The organism is Erwinia typographi (genome assembly GCF_000773975.1).
GTDB classification, from domain to species: Bacteria; Pseudomonadota; Gammaproteobacteria; order Enterobacterales; family Enterobacteriaceae; genus Erwinia; species Erwinia typographi.
The window spans coordinates 87,280-103,120 of the sequence record NZ_JRUQ01000037.1; the positions used below are offsets into that span (position 1 = coordinate 87,280).

Genomic DNA, 15,841 nt, shown 5'->3' on the forward strand with positions numbered 1-15,841 from the left:
TCCCGATGAGTGACAGCAAACCCCTGGCTGGTGCTGAAAAAGAATCCGCAGAAGATCTGTGGGGTGATGCTATGGGCGAACAGCTCGCTGCTGAGAGCGCTACACCTGCTCCGCAGGCGGCGCGCGAGAATCCAGTGGTTAACTTCTCCGAAGATTTGAATCTGATCCTGGATATCCCGGTGAAAATGACCGTCGAGCTGGGCCGTACAAAAATGACCATTAAAGAGTTATTACATCTGAGCCAGGGCTCAGTGGTCGCGCTGGATGGCCTGGCCGGTGAACCTCTGGATATTCTGATTAATAACTTCCTGATTGCTCAGGGGGAAGTGGTGGTCGTTTCCGATAAATTTGGCGTGCGTATTACTGACATTATTACGCCTTCAGAACGTATGCAGCGCCTGAGTAGATAATGAACAGCCAGACTCAAACCGACGTTCAGATCCCCGCCGCGCTACACGACACCGGTACGCCAGGTTCGATGCTATTTACCGTCAGCGGGGCGCTGGTGCTGGTATTATTGTTCATTGTGGCGCTGGCGTGGATCGCCCGACGCTTTGGTTTCACGGCGGCAGCCGCCAGAGGACATAAATTGCTGGCGGTGAAAAGCAGCCTGGCTATTGGACAGCGGGAACGCGTCGTCGTGGTTGAAATTGATCGCCAGTGGCTGGTGCTGGGCGTTTCCGCTGCCGGTATCGCCCTGCTGACCACCCTTGAAAAGAAAGAGCTGGTGGAGACTGCCGTCCCGGCCGTCGACGGTGATTTTCAGGCGATGCTGAAAAACCTGCTGGGCCGCAAGGCCGGGGAGCCATCATGATGGTTCCTCAGCCACTCAAAAGTCTCGGTCCGTGCGCGTTGCTGCTGCTGCTGGCGGGCCTCTTTTATCCTGCCCATTCCGCCCTGGCGGCCAACAGCGATATCCTGCTCGGCCAGTCTGGCAGCGGGGAGAAGTGGTCGCTGCCTTTACAAACGCTGGTGCTGCTGACCTCGCTGACCTTGCTGCCCGCCGTGCTGCTGATGATGACCGGTTTTACCCGCATTATTATCGTGCTGGGCCTGCTGCGTAACGCGCTGGGAACGGCCTCTTCGCCGCCCAATCAGGTTCTGCTGGGCCTGGCGTTATTTTTGACTTTTTTCGTCATGTCCCCGGTTATCGACAAGGTTTATCAGAACGCCTATCTGCCGTTTACGGAAGATAAAATCAGCGCGGAAAAAGCGCTGGAACAGGCGATTGGCCCGCTGCATGAATTTATGCTGAAGCAGACGCGTGAAGCGGATTTAGCCTTATTTGCAAAGCTGGCGAAAACAGAAGCGTTTGAGCGTAAAGAGGAGGTGCCGATGCGCATTCTGCTGCCTTCTTTTGTCACCAGCGAACTGAAAACGGCCTTTCAGATTGGTTTCACCGTCTTTATTCCTTTTCTGATCATCGATCTGGTGATTGCCAGCGTGCTGATGGCGCTGGGGATGATGATGGTGCCACCGGCCTCCATTTCTCTGCCCTTTAAGCTGATGCTGTTCGTGCTGGTCGACGGCTGGCAATTATTGATGGGTTCCCTGGCACAAAGTTTCTTCCTCTGAAAGGTAGCAAAATGACTCCAGAAAGTGTGATGACGCTTGGTTTTCAGGCGACAAAAGTGGGGCTGATGATTGCCGGGCCGCTACTGCTTGCGGCGTTGATCAGCGGTCTGCTGGTGAGCATCCTGCAAGCCTCAACGCAAATAAACGAAATGACGCTGTCTTTTATTCCGAAGATCTTAGTCATTGTCACGGTGCTTCTCACCCTCGGCCCGTGGATGCTTAAACTTTTTTTAGACTATATGACCACGCTGTACAGTAATCTGCCCAATATCATCGGATAACCATGATTACGCCTGATATTGCCTCGCTGTATCCGCTGCTTTGCCACTATTTCTGGCCGATGCTGCGTATTCTGGCGCTGTTTATGGCTTCGCCTGTTTTTAATGAGAAACAGATCAACAGGAAGCTGAAGATCGGCATGGCAATGCTGATCTCGCTGCTGATTGCGCCCGGTTTGCCTGATAGTGGCGTATCCATTTTTTCGCTTGAGGGCGTACTGGTCAGCCTGCAGCAGCTGATTATCGGCGTAGCGATCGGCCTGACCATGCAGTTAGCGTTCGTGACGGTGCGGACGGCGGGGGAGATTATCGGTCTGCAAATGGGGCTCTCCTTTGCCACCTTTTTTGACCCTTCAGGTGGTCAGAATATGCCGGTAATTGCCAGGATACTTAATTTGCTGGTGACGCTGCTGTTCCTGACGCTGAATGGTCATCTGTGGTTGCTCAACGTGCTGGTTGACAGTTTCAACACTCTCCCGATTAGTCCATCGCTTCCCGGCAGCAACGGTTTTTTCTATTTCGCGCAGAGTGCGGGCATTATTTTTCGCAGCGGCCTGATGCTGGGGCTGCCGATTGTCACGCTGCTGCTCTGTCTTAACCTCACGCTGGGGTTGATTAACCGTCTTACCCCTCAGCTGTCGATTTTTGTCATTGGTTTTCCGCTGACGCTGACGGTGGGCATGTTTGCTCTGTCGATGATGATGTACTCGCTGGCCCCTTATTTTGAAAACCTGCTGGCGCAGTTGCTGGATCAGGCGGTCAGAATGCTGGCGATAATGGGCGGCTGACCTGAAGCCAACTGGCAGGCTGGCGCGTATTGCCTGTGGTACGGATTGACCCCGAACAATTGGTAACAATATTGCTGGTTCAAGTGTTAGATCTGCTGCGCGGTCGCGATATTATCAACCCCTGAGATAGCCACGGCAAAACGCCTCAGAGCGGGCCGTATCATGCTTTAACAGGATACTTATGCATAACGTTACGCCCATGCTCGCCCGCAAAGACGATCGGGACCAGGAAGAACCCTCCTGGTCATTCCCCGGTGGAGTGGTTGGCTTCGCCTCATACTGGCTCGCGCTGGCGATCCCCTTTGTGCTGTATGGCTCTAATACGCTCTTTTTCTTTCTGTATACCTGGCCATTTTTCCTGGCGCTGCTGCCGGTTTCGGTGCTGATTGGCATCGCAACCAGCGTGCTGCTGCGCGGTCATTTAATCTGGACCATATTAATGACCGCCGCGATAGTGGTCTGCCTGTTCTGGCTGCTGTTTACTCTGCTGACCGGATGGTAACCGGTCTCTCGATCGGATTTGTCGCCAGCCCGACTGGCCCTGTCTGATGTCTGAATTCCCACTGAGGTTACAAAACTTTGCTCACAGGCCTGATTTCAGGGTGAAGAACGCTCACCATTTCACCAAAACGCGGTTAAATCATCGCTAAAGTGGAGTCGGATGAAAAGTTATGGGATGATTGAGCCGTTTTTCAGGGGGCGGGGATGGGAAAACTTACGCTGCTGTTACTTGTTTTACTGGGCTGGCTGCAATATTCGCTCTGGCTCGGCAAGAACGGCATACATGACTATACGCGCGTTAAAGACGATGTTGCGGTGCAACAGGGCGGTAACGCGAAGCTAAAAGCACGGAACGATCAGTTGTTTGCAGAAATCGACGACCTTAACGGCGGTTCTGAAGCGATTGAGGAACGCGCACGCAACGAGCTGGGGATGATTAAACCCGGCGAGACCTTCTATCGCCTTGTGCCGGATCAAAATAAACGAAACGCGCAGCAGGCTACTTCACCTCATCAGCAACGATAACCCATGAACATCGCAGGCTCCTTTGCGGACGTCATTGCTGTCGTCCCTGCTGCCGGAATAGGCAGCCGGATGCAGTCAGAGTGCCCCAAACAATATCTTTCCGTGGACGGTAAAACGCTGCTGGAGCATGCGCTCAACAGCCTGCTGGCACATCCGGCGGTTAGCCGCATTATCGTCGCTATCAGCCCTGACGATCCTTTCTTTTCCACGCTCCCCATAGCCAGCGATGCGCGCATCACCGTAGTGAACGGTGGCAAAGAGCGCGCGGACTCGGTGCTGGCAGGGCTTCAGGCTGCTTGTTCCGCCCACTGGGTGCTGGTGCACGACGCCGCCCGTCCCTGTCTGCATCTTGACGATCTCACTCGCCTGCTGGCGATTACCGCCACCAGTCGCGTGGGCGGCATCCTGGCGACGCCGGTTCGCGACACCATGAAGCGTGCCGAAGCGGGCCGCCAGGCGGTTGCGCATACCGTGGATCGTGAAGCGCTCTGGCACGCCCTGACGCCGCAGCTGTTCCCGCTGGAGCTGCTACGAACCTGTCTGGAACGGGCGCTGCGCGAAGGGGCAACGATCACTGATGAGGCTTCGGCCCTCGAGTATTGTGGCTATCACCCTGAACTGGTTATGGGACGCAGTGATAATATTAAGGTCACCAGACCGGAAGACCTCGCGCTGGCGGCGTTTTACCTGACTCAATTAGCTAATTAAGGAGAACGCATAATGCGTATTGGCCACGGTTTTGATGTTCATGCGTTTGGCGGCGAAGGCCCGCTGATTATCGGCGGCGTGCGGATCCCTTATGAAAAAGGCCTGCTGGCGCACTCGGATGGCGACGTGGCGCTTCACGCGCTGACGGATGCGCTGCTGGGCGCCGCCGCGCTGGGCGACATTGGTAAGCTGTTCCCTGATACGGACGCGGCTTATAAAGGGGCTGACAGCCGTGAACTGCTGCGTGAAGCCTGGCGTCAGATAGAGAAGAAAGGCTATCGCCTCGGCAACGTTGACGTCACGATTATTGCCCAGGCGCCGAAAATGCTGCCACATGTGCCGCAAATGCGCATCAATATCGCCGAAGATCTGGGCATCCACATGGACGACGTCAACGTGAAGGCCACCACCACCGAAAAGCTCGGTTTTACCGGTCGCGGTGAAGGTATTGCCTGTGAAGCCGTCGCGCTGATCTTCAGGGCGAAAGCGTAATGGCCGTTGAGGACCTGCACTGGCTGCACGGCAAGCCCACGGCGACCGGCGTGCTCAAGGCCAATCCAGAAGATTTTATCGTCATCGAAGATCTGGGTTACCACCCGGACGGCGACGGTGAACAGCTGCTGGTGCGCATCCGTAAAAACGGCTGCAACACCCGCTTCGTGGCCGAAGCGCTGGCAAAGTTCGCCGGTATACACCCGCGCGACGTCAGCTTCGCCGGGATGAAAGACCGCCACGCGGTAACCGAGCAGTGGTTTTGCCTGCGTATTCCCGGTAAAGAAACGCCAGATTTATCTGCATTTCAGCTGGAAGGCTGCGAGGTGCTGGAAAGCGCCCGCCATCGTCGTAAACTGCGTACTGGCGCGCTACAGGGCAACGCTTTTACCCTGATTCTCCGGCAGATTTCCGACCGTGATGCCGTTGAACAACGCCTGCGCCAGATCGCGGCGTCCGGCGTACCTAACTATTTCGGCGTGCAGCGTTTTGGTCACGACGGCAATAACCTGACGATGGCCCGCCGCTGGGCTGCCGGTGAGATCCGCGTCAAAGAGCGGAACAAGCGCAGCTTCCTGCTCTCGGCCGCCCGCAGCGCGCTGTTTAATCAGGTTGCGAGCGACAGGCTGGGGCAGGGAAAACTGTCAGCCATTATGGCCGGTGATGCCCTACAGCTTACCGGACGGGGAAGCTGGTTCGTGGCGGAAGAGGGCGAGCTGGAAACGTTGCAGGCGCGCGTCGCTAACGACGAGCTGCGTATTACCGCACCGCTTCCCGGCAGCGGCGCGTGGGGAACGTTGGGTTGCGCGTTGGCTTTTGAACAACAAAGCCTGGCAGCCGAGGCAGAATTGATTACACTGCTTGAGCGTGAAAAAGTCGACGCGGCCCGTCGTGCTTTGTTGGTGAAACCGCGCGATTTGTGCTGGAACTGGTGGGATGATGTCACCGTTGAGCTGAGTTTCTGGCTTCCTGCGGGCAGTTTTGCCACCACTCTGGTGCGTGAAGTTCTTCTACAAGAAGGTGAAGATGCGAATATTGCTGAGTAACGATGACGGAATCCATGCGCCGGGCATTCAAACGCTGGCTGCGGCGCTGCGGCAATTTGCCGAAGTGCAGGTTGTTGCTCCCGATCGTAATCGCAGCGGTGCTTCTAATTCCCTGTCGCTGGAGACGCCGCTGCGGACCTTCACCTATCCTGATGGTGATATCGCCGTGCAGATGGGTACACCGACCGACTGTGTCTATCTGGGCGTCAACTCGCTGATGCAGCCGAAGCCGGACATTGTGGTTTCCGGGATCAACGCTGGCCCGAACCTGGGCGATGACGTGATCTATTCAGGCACCGTGGCGGCGGCGATGGAAGGGCGTCATCTCGGCCTGCCTGCGCTTGCCGTCTCCCTTGATGGGCACAAGCATTACGATACCGCTGCGGCGGTGACCTGTTCGCTGCTGCGCGCGCTGCTGCGTGAGCCTCTTCGCACTGGCCGCATACTCAACGTCAACGTCCCGGATTTGCCGCTTTCGGCGATCAAAGGCATCCGCGTTACCCGCTGCGGCAGCCGCCACCCCAGCGATCAGGTGATCCCGCAGCAGGACCCTCGTGGCAATATGATGTACTGGATCGGCCCGCCGGGGCAAAAGCTGGACGCCGGTCCTGACACGGACTTTGCCGCCGTCGACCAGGGATATGTCTCGGTGACCGCACTCCATGTTGATTTAACCGCCCATGCCGCGCAGGACGTGGTGGCGTCATGGCTCTCCAGCGTCGAGGTCAGTAGCGAATGGTGATCCGCCGCATTGATACGCTGCTGGCGCAGCTGCGCCAGCAGGGCATTGACGATGAACGGTTGCTGAAAGCGATTGAGGATGTCCCGCGCGAGCGTTTTGTCGATGAGGCGTTCGAACATAAAGCCTGGGAGAATATGGCGCTGCCCATTGGCTCCGGCCAGACTATTTCCCAGCCTTATATGGTGGCGAAAATGACCTCGCTGCTGGAGCTGACCCCCAGATCGCGCGTGTTAGAAATCGGTACCGGATCGGGCTATCAGACGGCGATCCTGGCGCATCTGGTTGAACACGTTTACTCGGTCGAACGGATTAAAGGGCTTCAGTGGCAGGCCAAACGCCGTCTTAAGCAGCTGGATTTGCATAATGTTTCGACGCGCCACGGCGACGGCTGGCAGGGGTGGCCTGCTCGCGGCCCGTTTGATGCGATTATCGTCACCGCCGCCCCACCTGAAATCCCGGTTGAGCTGATGTCCCAGCTGGACGAGGGCGGAATTCTGGTACTGCCGGTGGGAGAAGAGCATCAGGAATTAAAACGCATTCGCCGTAAAGGCGGCGAATTCGTGGTCGATACCGTCGAGCCGGTGCGCTTTGTGCCGCTGGTCAAAGGGGATTTAGCCTGACGGATGTTAGCAATTGCATACATCTGTAAATAGCGGCTGAGTAACGAAATTGTTACTATCTGCATAATTTCACGATCTATTGCCGCCGGCGCGCCGCAGCAGTGGTCACAGTTTTGCCTTCAGGGGGGAGTTAAATGAGCACGGGAAGCCCAGTTTTTAAGTTAAGCCGGATTGCGGCCGTTTCACTTGTTAGTCTTTGGTTGGCTGGCTGTTCCAGTGATAACACTCAGGCTCCTATCAGTTCAGTTGGGAGCGGCGGCGGCGGGATGCTGAGCGGGGGTTCCAGCAGCACCACCACCAGCAATGCGAGCAGCGCTGACAGCGGCAACGGCGGCTATACTTCGCCGCCTGCTTCTATCTCTGCCAACTCGCAGAACGTAGTGAGCGCGCCGCAAAACATCTCTACCAGTGCAAATACCGGCGCGACAAGCGCGGCCAGTGAGAACGTGCAGACCCAAAATGGTCACATTGTCTACAACCGTTCTTATGGGAATATTCCTAAAGGTAGTTACAGCGGCGAAACTTACACGGTGAAAAGAGGCGATACGCTGTTCTACATTGCCTGGATTACCGGTAACGATTTCCGTGATTTAGCCCAGCGAAATAACGTTGCTGCGCCATATGCGCTCAATGTGGGCCAGCAGTTGCAGGTTAGTAACGGCTCCGGTGGAACCTTAACCGGCGGCAATGCTATTACCGCTGCGGACGCCAAAGCTGGCGGCGTAGCTGTCCAGCCGTCCGCACCACAAATCAAAGGCGGAGCGGTTGCACAGCAGCCTGTTATTACGTATTCTGAGGATTCGGGTAAACCAAGTGAAGGCAAAATGTTGCCATCATCCGGTACAAATAGTGTTGCTACGACAACACCGCCGGTTACCGCTCCGACCGTCAGCAGCACAACGAACAGCACTACCCCTGTGGGTAACTGGCGTTGGCCGACAGACGGGAAGATCATCGATAACTTCTCTGCCTCTGAAGGGGGCAACAAGGGTATCGATATCGCGGGATCGCGAGGGCAACCCGTCATCTCAACCGCTTCAGGGCGCGTTGTGTATGCCGGTAATGCGCTACGCGGTTATGGTAACTTGATTATCATCAAGCATAATGATGATTACCTGAGTGCCTATGCCCATAACGACACGATGCTGGTCCGCGAGCAACAAGAAGTGAAAGCGGGGCAGAAGATCGCGACGATGGGAAGCACCGGCACTAGCTCTGTTAGATTACATTTTGAAATTCGTTACAAGGGGAAATCCGTAAACCCGTTGCGTTATTTACCGCAGCGATAATCCGGCAGAACCTTGGTGTTCTGTCATTGGGATCACGGGTAGGAGCCGCTAATGAGCCAGAATACGCTGAAAGTGAACGAGTTACATGAAGATGCGGAATTCGACGAAAACGGAGCTGAAGTTTTTGATGAGAAGGCTCTTGTCGGAAATGAACCTGCTGATAACGAAATAGCTGAAGATGAGCTGTTGTCACAAGGCGCTACGCAACGTGTATTGGATGCGACGCAGCTCTACCTGGGAGAGATTGGTTATTCTCCCCTGCTAACGGCTGAGGAAGAAGTGTTCTTCGCTCGTCGTGCCCTGAGGGGGGACGTACCCTCTCGTCGACGCATGATTGAAAGTAACTTACGTCTGGTAGTGAAGATTGCCCGTCGTTACAGCAATCGCGGTCTGGCCCTGCTGGATCTGATTGAAGAAGGTAACCTTGGGTTAATCCGCGCGGTAGAGAAATTTGACCCTGAAAGAGGATTCCGTTTCTCTACTTACGCTACCTGGTGGATTCGCCAGACGATTGAACGGGCTATTATGAATCAGACCCGGACTATCCGCCTGCCAATCCATATTGTTAAAGAGCTGAACGTTTATCTGCGTACCGCTCGTGAACTGACCCATAAGTTAGATCATGAGCCAAGCGCAGAAGAGATCGCCGAACAGCTTGATAAACCCGTTGATGACGTCAGCCGTATGCTGCGCCTCAACGAACGCATTACATCAGTCGACACGCCACTAGGCGGTGATTCTGAGAAAGCGCTGCTGGATATCCTGGCCGATGAAAAAGACAACGGCCCGGAAGATACAACGCAGGACGATGACATGAAACAGAGCATCGTCAAATGGCTGTTCGAACTGAACGCCAAGCAGCGTGAAGTGCTGGCGCGTCGTTTCGGCCTGTTAGGCTACGAAGCGGCTACGTTAGAGGATGTGGGTCGCGAAATTGGCCTGACTCGTGAACGTGTGCGTCAGATTCAGGTTGAAGGTCTGCGTCGTCTGCGTGAAATTCTGCAGGCGCAGGGACTGAATATTGAAGCCTTATTCCGCGAATAAGCGAAGGCACTTTTAAATGTGAATGCGAAAAGCGGTGGTGCAAACCACCGCTTTTTTATTGGCCTGAATAGCCTGATCAGACGATATCCTTGATTTTGTCCTTCACGTCAGACTTTATGTCCTGTGCTGCGTAGGTATCCGTCACCGCGCCCTTGTAAGCGCTCATCAGCATTTGTACCGGGGTTAGCCTGCCTTTCATCAGGCCTTCCGCCACGCCCTTCAGTGCATCAATCGGCGTCTTAATATAGCCTTTCAGACCCCCTTTTATCACATCCCAAGGGTTGGTACTTTCTGATTTACCCATACCGGTTAATACGTTACTGATGACTGGAATAAACGCCAGCGCTTTTCCCACTTTGAGGCAAATACCCTGGAAACCACTTTTGTTGGTACCGTTCAGGTTAACCATTTCGTCTTTGGTTTGGGTCAGCTTGCCATCTTTTGGGAAGGCCTTGTCCAGACCCTGTTCGGCAACGTCTTTGACAATGGCGGCTTCAGTACCGTGGCGGGCATCGCCATCTTTGGTCAGCCCTTCGATCTTGCCGTTGGTAGAAATATCGCCGCGATCGCCGCCTTCACGGTTATCCAGGCCCTTGACGTTATTCAGGAAGTACGACATGTTTTTGGCGGCCAGCGCCCGGCTTTTCTCATCCGGGTTGTTTGATGTCCAGTCGCCAAACTGCTTCTTCAAATCCTCCTGCTTGATATCTTTCTGGTTGCCCAGATTCTTCAGCACCGGGTTGTCGTTAATGATCTGGTCGGCTGAACGATTATCGCCGTCCATGTTTTTGAACAACGTGTCGCTGGAGGGGGGAACGCTGGTGTCTTTCTCATCCTTCGGCATCGCCTGCGCGGTGCTGCCTTCACTGCCGGTCGCCGCTGACGTGTCGGAAGTCGCCGCGCTTCCGCTGGCTGCGCCGCTGCTGAGAGAAGAGAGCAGATCCTTTAGTTGCGACATAACATTATTAAGCTGAGCATCGCCAGAGCTACTGTTGCCGGACGATGATGACTGCTGGCTTTCCTGACTCTGTTTAATCAGCTTAGTGATGCTGTCGAGCAGCGCCTGGAGCTGCGACATCTGGTTATTGCCGGATGACGCGCTGCTGCCGTCAGCGCCGCTGGCGGAAGATTGCTGCTGAGACAGCTGATCCTTCAGCTTTGCCAGCTCTTCCTGTCCCTGTTTAATTAGCGAGTCGATCACGGATTTGTAATCGGAGCTCAGCGAGGACGTTGACGATTTTTCGCTGGTGGTGCCTGACGCGCCGCCATACTGCAACAGATTCGATTTTCCTGATATGGCGCCGGAGCCGCTATCGCTCCCTTTGCCATCCTGCTTTACCCCAAAGCGGCTGGCGAACTGCCCGACACCGCCTGTGGCTTCATTCATCATCCCACCGGGATTAACTCTCATATTCATGACAATCTCCACTGGACCAGGTTAACAGATATGGATAAAACGGACGCACGCTGCCAGCGGAAAGGGCAGCCGTGACCTGACTGAACGCTTTTATCTCTCTCATTACGTGGGAAAGAGTGGAAGATGGTTCCATTCAGGGGGAAATATGGCAGGAATGGGCGGAGAGCCTGCACTGGTAAGGCTGGCGACAAGGGGCTGTCTGAATGAACGAGTCCTTCAGACGCCCCTTTTAGGGGGGAAGTCGCGCCCCACTTTTTCGCCGGAGAAAAGCGGGTTACAGCATGGTTTTCAGGCGATAAATCCAGTCCAGCGCCTGACGGGGCGTCAGCGAATCCGCATCCAGCGCTTCCAGCGCCTCCACCGCCGGGGAAGTCTCCTCCACCAGTAACGGCAGCTGAGGACCTTCGGCTTTGCTGCTGGCGGCATTGCCCGACAGCGTCTCAAGCTCTTTCAGCTTGTGCCGCGCCCGTTTAATCACTTCTTTCGGCACGCCAGCCAGCGCTGCCACGGCCAGGCCGTAGCTTTTGCTGGCCGCGCCATCCTGCACGCTGTGCATAAAGGCGATGGTGTCGCCGTGCTCTATGGCGTCCAGATGCACGTTCGCCACGCCTTCCATTTTTTCTGGCAGCGTGGTCAGCTCAAAATAGTGGGTGGCAAACAGCGTCATGGCCTTGATGCGGTTCGCCAGGCTCTCCGCACAGGCCCAGGCGAGCGACAGCCCGTCATAGGTTGAGGTGCCGCGGCCAATCTCATCCATCAGGACCAGGCTGTTCTCCGTGGCATTGTGCAGGATATTGGCGGTTTCGGTCATCTCCACCATGAAGGTCGACCGGCCAGAGGCCAGATCGTCAGCGGCACCGACGCGGGTAAAGATGCGATCCACGGGGCCAATAATCGCCTGCCCGGCCGGAACATAGCTGCCGATGTAGGCCAGCAGCGTAATCAGCGCCGCCTGGCGCATATAGGTACTTTTACCGCCCATATTCGGGCCGGTGATCACCAGCATCCGGCGCTGCGGCGACAGCGACAGCGGGTTGGCGATAAACGGCTCTTTCAGCACCTGTTCAACCACCGGATGGCGCGCGTCGGTCAGCTTAATGCCAGGTTTATCGGTCAGGGTAGGGCAACTGTAGTTTAGCGTCCAGGCCCGTTCCGCAAGGTTAGTCAGCACATCCAGCTCGGCCAGCGAGGCGGCGCTCAGCAGCAGTGCTTCCAGGTGCGGCAGCAGCAGATCGAAAAGCTGCTCATAAAGCCCTTTTTCCAGCGCCAGCGCTTTACCTTTCGAGGTCAGAACTTTGTCCTCGTACTCTTTCAGTTCGGGGATGATGTAGCGCTCAACGTTCTTCAGCGTCTGGCGGCGAACGTAGTGGATCGGCACGCGATGGCTCTGCCCACGGCTGACCTGAATGTAGTAGCCGTGCACGGCGTTAAAGCCCACCTTCAGCGTCTCCAGCCCAAGCTTCTCACGCTCGCGAATTTCCAGCTTATCCAGATAGTCGGTCGCGCCGTCCGCCAGCGCACGCCACTCATCCAGCTCGGCGTTGTAGCCGGGCGCTATCACGCCGCCGTCCCTAACCAGCACCGGCGGGGAGTCGATAATCGCCCGTTCCAGCAGCTCGCGCAGCTCGTCGAACTGGCCCATCTGCTTGCGCAGCGTTTGCAGATGAGGCGTGGCGACGTCGGCCAGCAGCGCATCAAGCTCCGGCAACTGCTGGAAGGCATGGCGCATACGCGCCAAATCGCGCGGGCGGGCGGTACGCAGCGCAAGGCGGGCCAGAATCCGCTCCAGGTCGCCCACCTGACGGAGCAGCGGGGAAACTTCAGCGGTAAAATCCTGTAGTGCGCCAATGCTTTGCTGGCGATGTTCAAGGATAGTGATATCGCGAACCGGCATATGCAGCCAGCGCTTGAGCATACGACTGCCCATCGGCGTGACGGTTTTATCCAGCACCGCCGCAAGGGTGTTTTCAATGCCGCCCGCCAGGTTCTGGGTGATCTCAAGGTTACGGCGGGTGGCCGCATCCATGATGATGCCATCCTGCTGGCGCTCCATGCTCAGCGAGCGAATATGGGGCAGGGAGGTGCGCTGGGTATCCTTCACATACTGCAACAGGCAGCCAGCGGCGCGTAGCCCATGCTGAGCCTGCTCAACGCCAAAGCCGCTGAGGTCGCGGGTGCCGAACTGCATATTCAACTGCTGGCGGGCGGTCTCTATCTCAAACTCCCACAGCGGGCGCCGACGCAGGCCACGACGGTTTTCAATCAGCGACATCGCGGCAAAATCTTCGGAATAGAGCAGTTCAGCCGGATTGGAGCGGGTCAGCTCGGCAGCCATCGTCTCCAGATCCGTTGGCTCCGCCAGGCGGAAGCGCCCTGAGCTGATGTCCAGCGTGGCGAAACCGAAGCCGCGCGGCCCCTGCCAGATGGCGGCCAGCAGGTTATCCTGACGCTCCTGCAACAGCGCTTCGTCGCTGATGGTGCCCGGCGTAACAATGCGCACCACTTTGCGCTCAACCGGCCCCTTGCTCAGCGCCGGATCGCCAATCTGCTCACAGATAGCCACGGATTCGCCAAGCTGGACCAGCTTCGCCAGATAGTTTTCAACGGCATGATAAGGCACGCCCGCCATCGGGATCGGCTCACCGGCCGAGGCGCCGCGTTTCGTCAGCGAAATTTCCAGCAGCTGCGAGGCGCGTTTTGCATCGTCGTAGAACAGTTCGTAGAAGTCCCCCATCCGGTAGAACAGCAGGATTTCCGGATGTTCCGCCTTCAGTCGAAGATACTGCTGCATCATCGGGGTGTGGCTGGTGAAATCCTTGTCAGTAGACTCTTTCATATTGATTTTACTCGTTTTATAAGTCTTTTGTATCTTCAAGTGGCCTCATCTGAAACGCTTGCGAACTCACATAAATCTACAAACCTGTATGCCAGAACTAGCCTGGCCATTCGCTGAAATGCACATGCAGACTGCTGGTATACAACAGGGATAACTATAGGAAAATAACACCCAATCAGTCGATTATAATCAACAAGTTATCTGTCGACGTTACGCCCGGTCTCGCTCATGATGGGTGAGGAGTCTGCTTACCTGACCCAGATAGAAAGCCGTATCTTAACACTGACGACCCAGGAGATTCACCCGTAGGTTTTGCTGTCGAAATCAGTGTTGCCAAAAAGCCCTGTATCATCCAGAGGCGTGTCTCCAATGGTGTCAGGATGTATTCTGGCGAGAAAACGCCACCTGAAGTTATCAAAGTAACCATCGGAAATGTATCTGATTTTACTAATATTGATCGCGCCTGCGAGAGAGCTCGCAAACATAAAGCCACCATTGCTGATATTGACCGTCCTTTCTTGCCTGGGCAGCTTTTCACTATCTCAACGGTGAACTGCCGCAGCGAAAAGTGCTGCTCAAAAACAGAGCGAAAGAGCTGTTTCAGGAGGACGATGGGAAGTGAAGAGCCAGGATAGTTGCTGGCTTCGCTCTTATTGTGGCGCTGTGCGGTTTTATTCAGTCATAGAGCCATTTTCCTGCCTTTGCCGATTCAGCAAACATTCTCACGGTTAAAGGTAGACGCGTTCGCTCTACCTCTCGTCGTTTTGCCTTGAACCATCGCGTTAGTAGCGGTGTATTTTCCCACGGGTAATAACACGACCATTTAATACCTGATAAATCCACATTAAATCTTTTCTCAAATTTATCCAAAGCCTCGTGCAGATCATCACCGGGTGCATCAAATAAGTCATAATCAAGTTCCAACGGGATTTCTTTCCAGTTTTTATCTAAACAGGTTGAAATCTCATTTTTAAATAAGTCTAAAACCTGATCTTGAATACTCTTCATTAAAAGGATGTCCATTGTATTCGGTCTTTTGGACGGGCTATCAGGTTGTATTTTTCCTGAGTTTTCCTTGACACCTGATATATTGAGTTTACAAGGCCTATCCAACCTAACCAGGGAACATAACGAGCTATGACAGCGGCAAGGCTATTTGTTTTTCGCATTCTTACACCAACAGGTGTGGAGACCCTAATGCCAAATGGAGTTCGAGCATTTCGCAGAAGCATTCTTCCGTACTTAGAAACGATACTTGTTCCTTTAATTGCCTCTCCCGGCTTTGTTCTGGTTTTTAGCCACGGTTGCCCGGCAAGAATAGCAGCACCTGATTCAATACCTATGCCAAGCTCATCACAAAATTGTTCAAGAAAAATGACATCAAAAAGTTCACCAGCCGAAAGGTTGGATTGTCCGTGATAGAAGTAGGTTCCGTTTAGTTCTTCTGTCGTATCCATTCGATCACCTATTATGCTGTTTGTCGCTCATTCCAGGCATCGGTGAAAATTATATTTCCGTCACAATGCTTCCAGGTGATCTTCTCATACCTTAGCTCAACAGATTCAAGATGGTTGTTGTTCTTGTCTTCTGGGGAAGCCATTGTAGGGGATATGGATACAATCCGAACACCTTCAAGCAGCATGTTGAAGTATTCGGCTTCCTGACCAGCATAGTTGATTTTGTACCATTTGATCTCAGCAGATTTCAGGTTCTGACCAGTAGCAACTGCTTTATATAGATACGGGCTGGAATAGTCGAATTCTTTAACGATAATCATTGGTGAGTGCTGACGAGTGCCAGTAGGCTTGCCTGTGGCATTATCAGTGGGAATGGAGAGATTATGGTGAAACCCTTTAAACTCTATACTGAACTCCCTGTTTACAACATCACAGCCGCCTTTAATCAGTGCGCCACCGTCATCATAGATCCACATATTGCCTGGAATAGCCATTTTCTCTTTATCCCTGTGTTGTTATAAAA

Annotated in this window: 19 protein-coding genes; 14 read left to right on the forward strand and 5 right to left on the reverse strand. The window is 54.7% G+C overall.

Translation table 11 applies throughout. The features are described 5' to 3' along the window. Nucleotides 1-5: 5 nt before the first annotated feature. The 14 genes from fliN (at nt 6) to rpoS (ending at nt 9,608) form a co-directional block, all read left to right on the forward strand. Entirely contained in the window at nt 6-410 is a 405-nt protein-coding gene (gene fliN, locus NG99_RS11830; protein WP_034892659.1) for a flagellar motor switch protein FliN, read from the forward strand. Beyond that, complete coding sequence (fliO, locus tag NG99_RS11835; protein WP_034892662.1) at nt 410-814, forward strand: flagellar biosynthetic protein FliO; 405 nt, start codon at nt 410-412, stop codon at nt 812-814. The genes fliN and fliO overlap by 1 nt, the downstream gene beginning before the upstream one ends. Continuing rightward, nucleotides 814-1,575 (forward strand): flagellar type III secretion system pore protein FliP, encoded by a 762-nt coding sequence (fliP, locus tag NG99_RS11840; protein WP_052130675.1) that lies wholly within the window; start codon nt 814-816, stop codon nt 1,573-1,575. The genes fliO and fliP overlap by 1 nt, the downstream gene beginning before the upstream one ends. 11 nt (nt 1,576-1,586) lie before the next feature. Then, nucleotides 1,587-1,856, forward strand: coding sequence for a flagellar biosynthesis protein FliQ (gene fliQ, locus NG99_RS11845; protein WP_034892665.1), 270 nt, complete (start codon nt 1,587-1,589; stop codon nt 1,854-1,856). Between the two features lie 2 nt (nt 1,857-1,858). Further along, complete coding sequence (gene fliR / locus NG99_RS11850; RefSeq protein ID WP_034892668.1) at nt 1,859-2,641, forward strand: flagellar biosynthetic protein FliR; 783 nt, start codon at nt 1,859-1,861, stop codon at nt 2,639-2,641. A 181-nt stretch (nt 2,642-2,822) separates the two neighbouring features. Next, entirely contained in the window at nt 2,823-3,143 is a 321-nt protein-coding gene (locus tag NG99_RS11855) for a DUF3561 family protein (protein ID WP_034892671.1), read from the forward strand. Nucleotides 3,144-3,346: 203 nt separating this feature from the next. After that, nucleotides 3,347-3,667, forward strand: a complete 321-nt coding sequence (ftsB, locus tag NG99_RS11860) for a cell division protein FtsB (RefSeq protein WP_034892673.1) — start codon at nt 3,347-3,349, stop codon at nt 3,665-3,667. A 3-nt stretch (nt 3,668-3,670) separates the two neighbouring features. Continuing rightward, on the forward strand, nt 3,671-4,375 hold the full coding sequence (gene ispD, locus NG99_RS11865) for a 2-C-methyl-D-erythritol 4-phosphate cytidylyltransferase (RefSeq protein ID WP_034892676.1): 705 nt from the start codon (nt 3,671-3,673) through the stop codon (nt 4,373-4,375). A 12-nt stretch (nt 4,376-4,387) separates the two neighbouring features. Further along, nucleotides 4,388-4,867 carry a 2-C-methyl-D-erythritol 2,4-cyclodiphosphate synthase gene (ispF, locus tag NG99_RS11870; protein ID WP_034892679.1) on the forward strand — a complete coding sequence of 160 codons (480 nt, stop codon included), beginning with the start codon at nt 4,388-4,390 and terminating at the stop codon, nt 4,865-4,867. Continuing rightward, nucleotides 4,867-5,913 carry a tRNA pseudouridine(13) synthase TruD gene (gene truD, locus NG99_RS11875; RefSeq protein ID WP_034892682.1) on the forward strand — a complete coding sequence of 349 codons (1,047 nt, stop codon included), beginning with the start codon at nt 4,867-4,869 and terminating at the stop codon, nt 5,911-5,913. The genes ispF and truD overlap by 1 nt, the downstream gene beginning before the upstream one ends. Next, nucleotides 5,894-6,655, forward strand: a complete 762-nt coding sequence (gene surE, locus NG99_RS11880; protein WP_034892684.1) for a 5'/3'-nucleotidase SurE — start codon at nt 5,894-5,896, stop codon at nt 6,653-6,655. The genes truD and surE overlap by 20 nt, the downstream gene beginning before the upstream one ends. Next, a complete protein-coding gene (locus NG99_RS11885; protein WP_034892687.1) occupies nt 6,649-7,275 on the forward strand; it encodes a protein-L-isoaspartate(D-aspartate) O-methyltransferase in 627 nt (208 codons plus the stop codon). The genes surE and NG99_RS11885 overlap by 7 nt, the downstream gene beginning before the upstream one ends. Nucleotides 7,276-7,409: 134 nt before the next feature. Beyond that, a complete protein-coding gene (nlpD, locus tag NG99_RS11890) occupies nt 7,410-8,564 on the forward strand; it encodes a murein hydrolase activator NlpD (protein WP_034892690.1) in 1,155 nt (384 codons plus the stop codon). 51 nt (nt 8,565-8,615) lie between these two features. Next, nucleotides 8,616-9,608, forward strand: a complete 993-nt coding sequence (rpoS, locus tag NG99_RS11895) for an RNA polymerase sigma factor RpoS (RefSeq protein ID WP_034892693.1) — start codon at nt 8,616-8,618, stop codon at nt 9,606-9,608. Between the two features lie 76 nt (nt 9,609-9,684). Here rpoS and NG99_RS27610 read toward each other — a convergent pair whose 3' ends face one another. The 5 genes from NG99_RS27610 to NG99_RS11925 all read right to left on the reverse strand — a co-directional run bounded on the left by NG99_RS27610 (nt 9,685) and on the right by NG99_RS11925 (nt 15,812). Then, the gene (locus tag NG99_RS27610) at nt 9,685-11,025 is read right to left on the reverse strand and encodes a hypothetical protein (RefSeq protein WP_157032618.1); all 1,341 of its coding nucleotides are present in this window, start codon (nt 11,023-11,025) and stop codon (nt 9,685-9,687) included. 274 nt (nt 11,026-11,299) lie between these two features. After that, nucleotides 11,300-13,861 (reverse strand): DNA mismatch repair protein MutS, encoded by a 2,562-nt coding sequence (gene mutS, locus NG99_RS11905; protein WP_034892890.1) that lies wholly within the window; start codon nt 13,859-13,861, stop codon nt 11,300-11,302. Nucleotides 13,862-14,536: 675 nt separating this feature from the next. Further along, nucleotides 14,537-14,884, reverse strand: a complete 348-nt coding sequence (locus tag NG99_RS11915; protein WP_034892697.1) for a DUF1493 family protein — start codon at nt 14,882-14,884, stop codon at nt 14,537-14,539. After that, nucleotides 14,869-15,318 carry an STM2901 family protein gene (locus tag NG99_RS11920; RefSeq protein ID WP_034892699.1) on the reverse strand — a complete coding sequence of 150 codons (450 nt, stop codon included), beginning with the start codon at nt 15,316-15,318 and terminating at the stop codon, nt 14,869-14,871. Before NG99_RS11920 ends, NG99_RS11915 begins: the two co-directional genes overlap by 16 nt. Nucleotides 15,319-15,329: 11 nt before the next feature. Further along, nucleotides 15,330-15,812, reverse strand: a complete 483-nt coding sequence (locus tag NG99_RS11925) for an Hcp family type VI secretion system effector (RefSeq protein WP_034892701.1) — start codon at nt 15,810-15,812, stop codon at nt 15,330-15,332. Nucleotides 15,813-15,841: the final 29 nt, after the last annotated feature.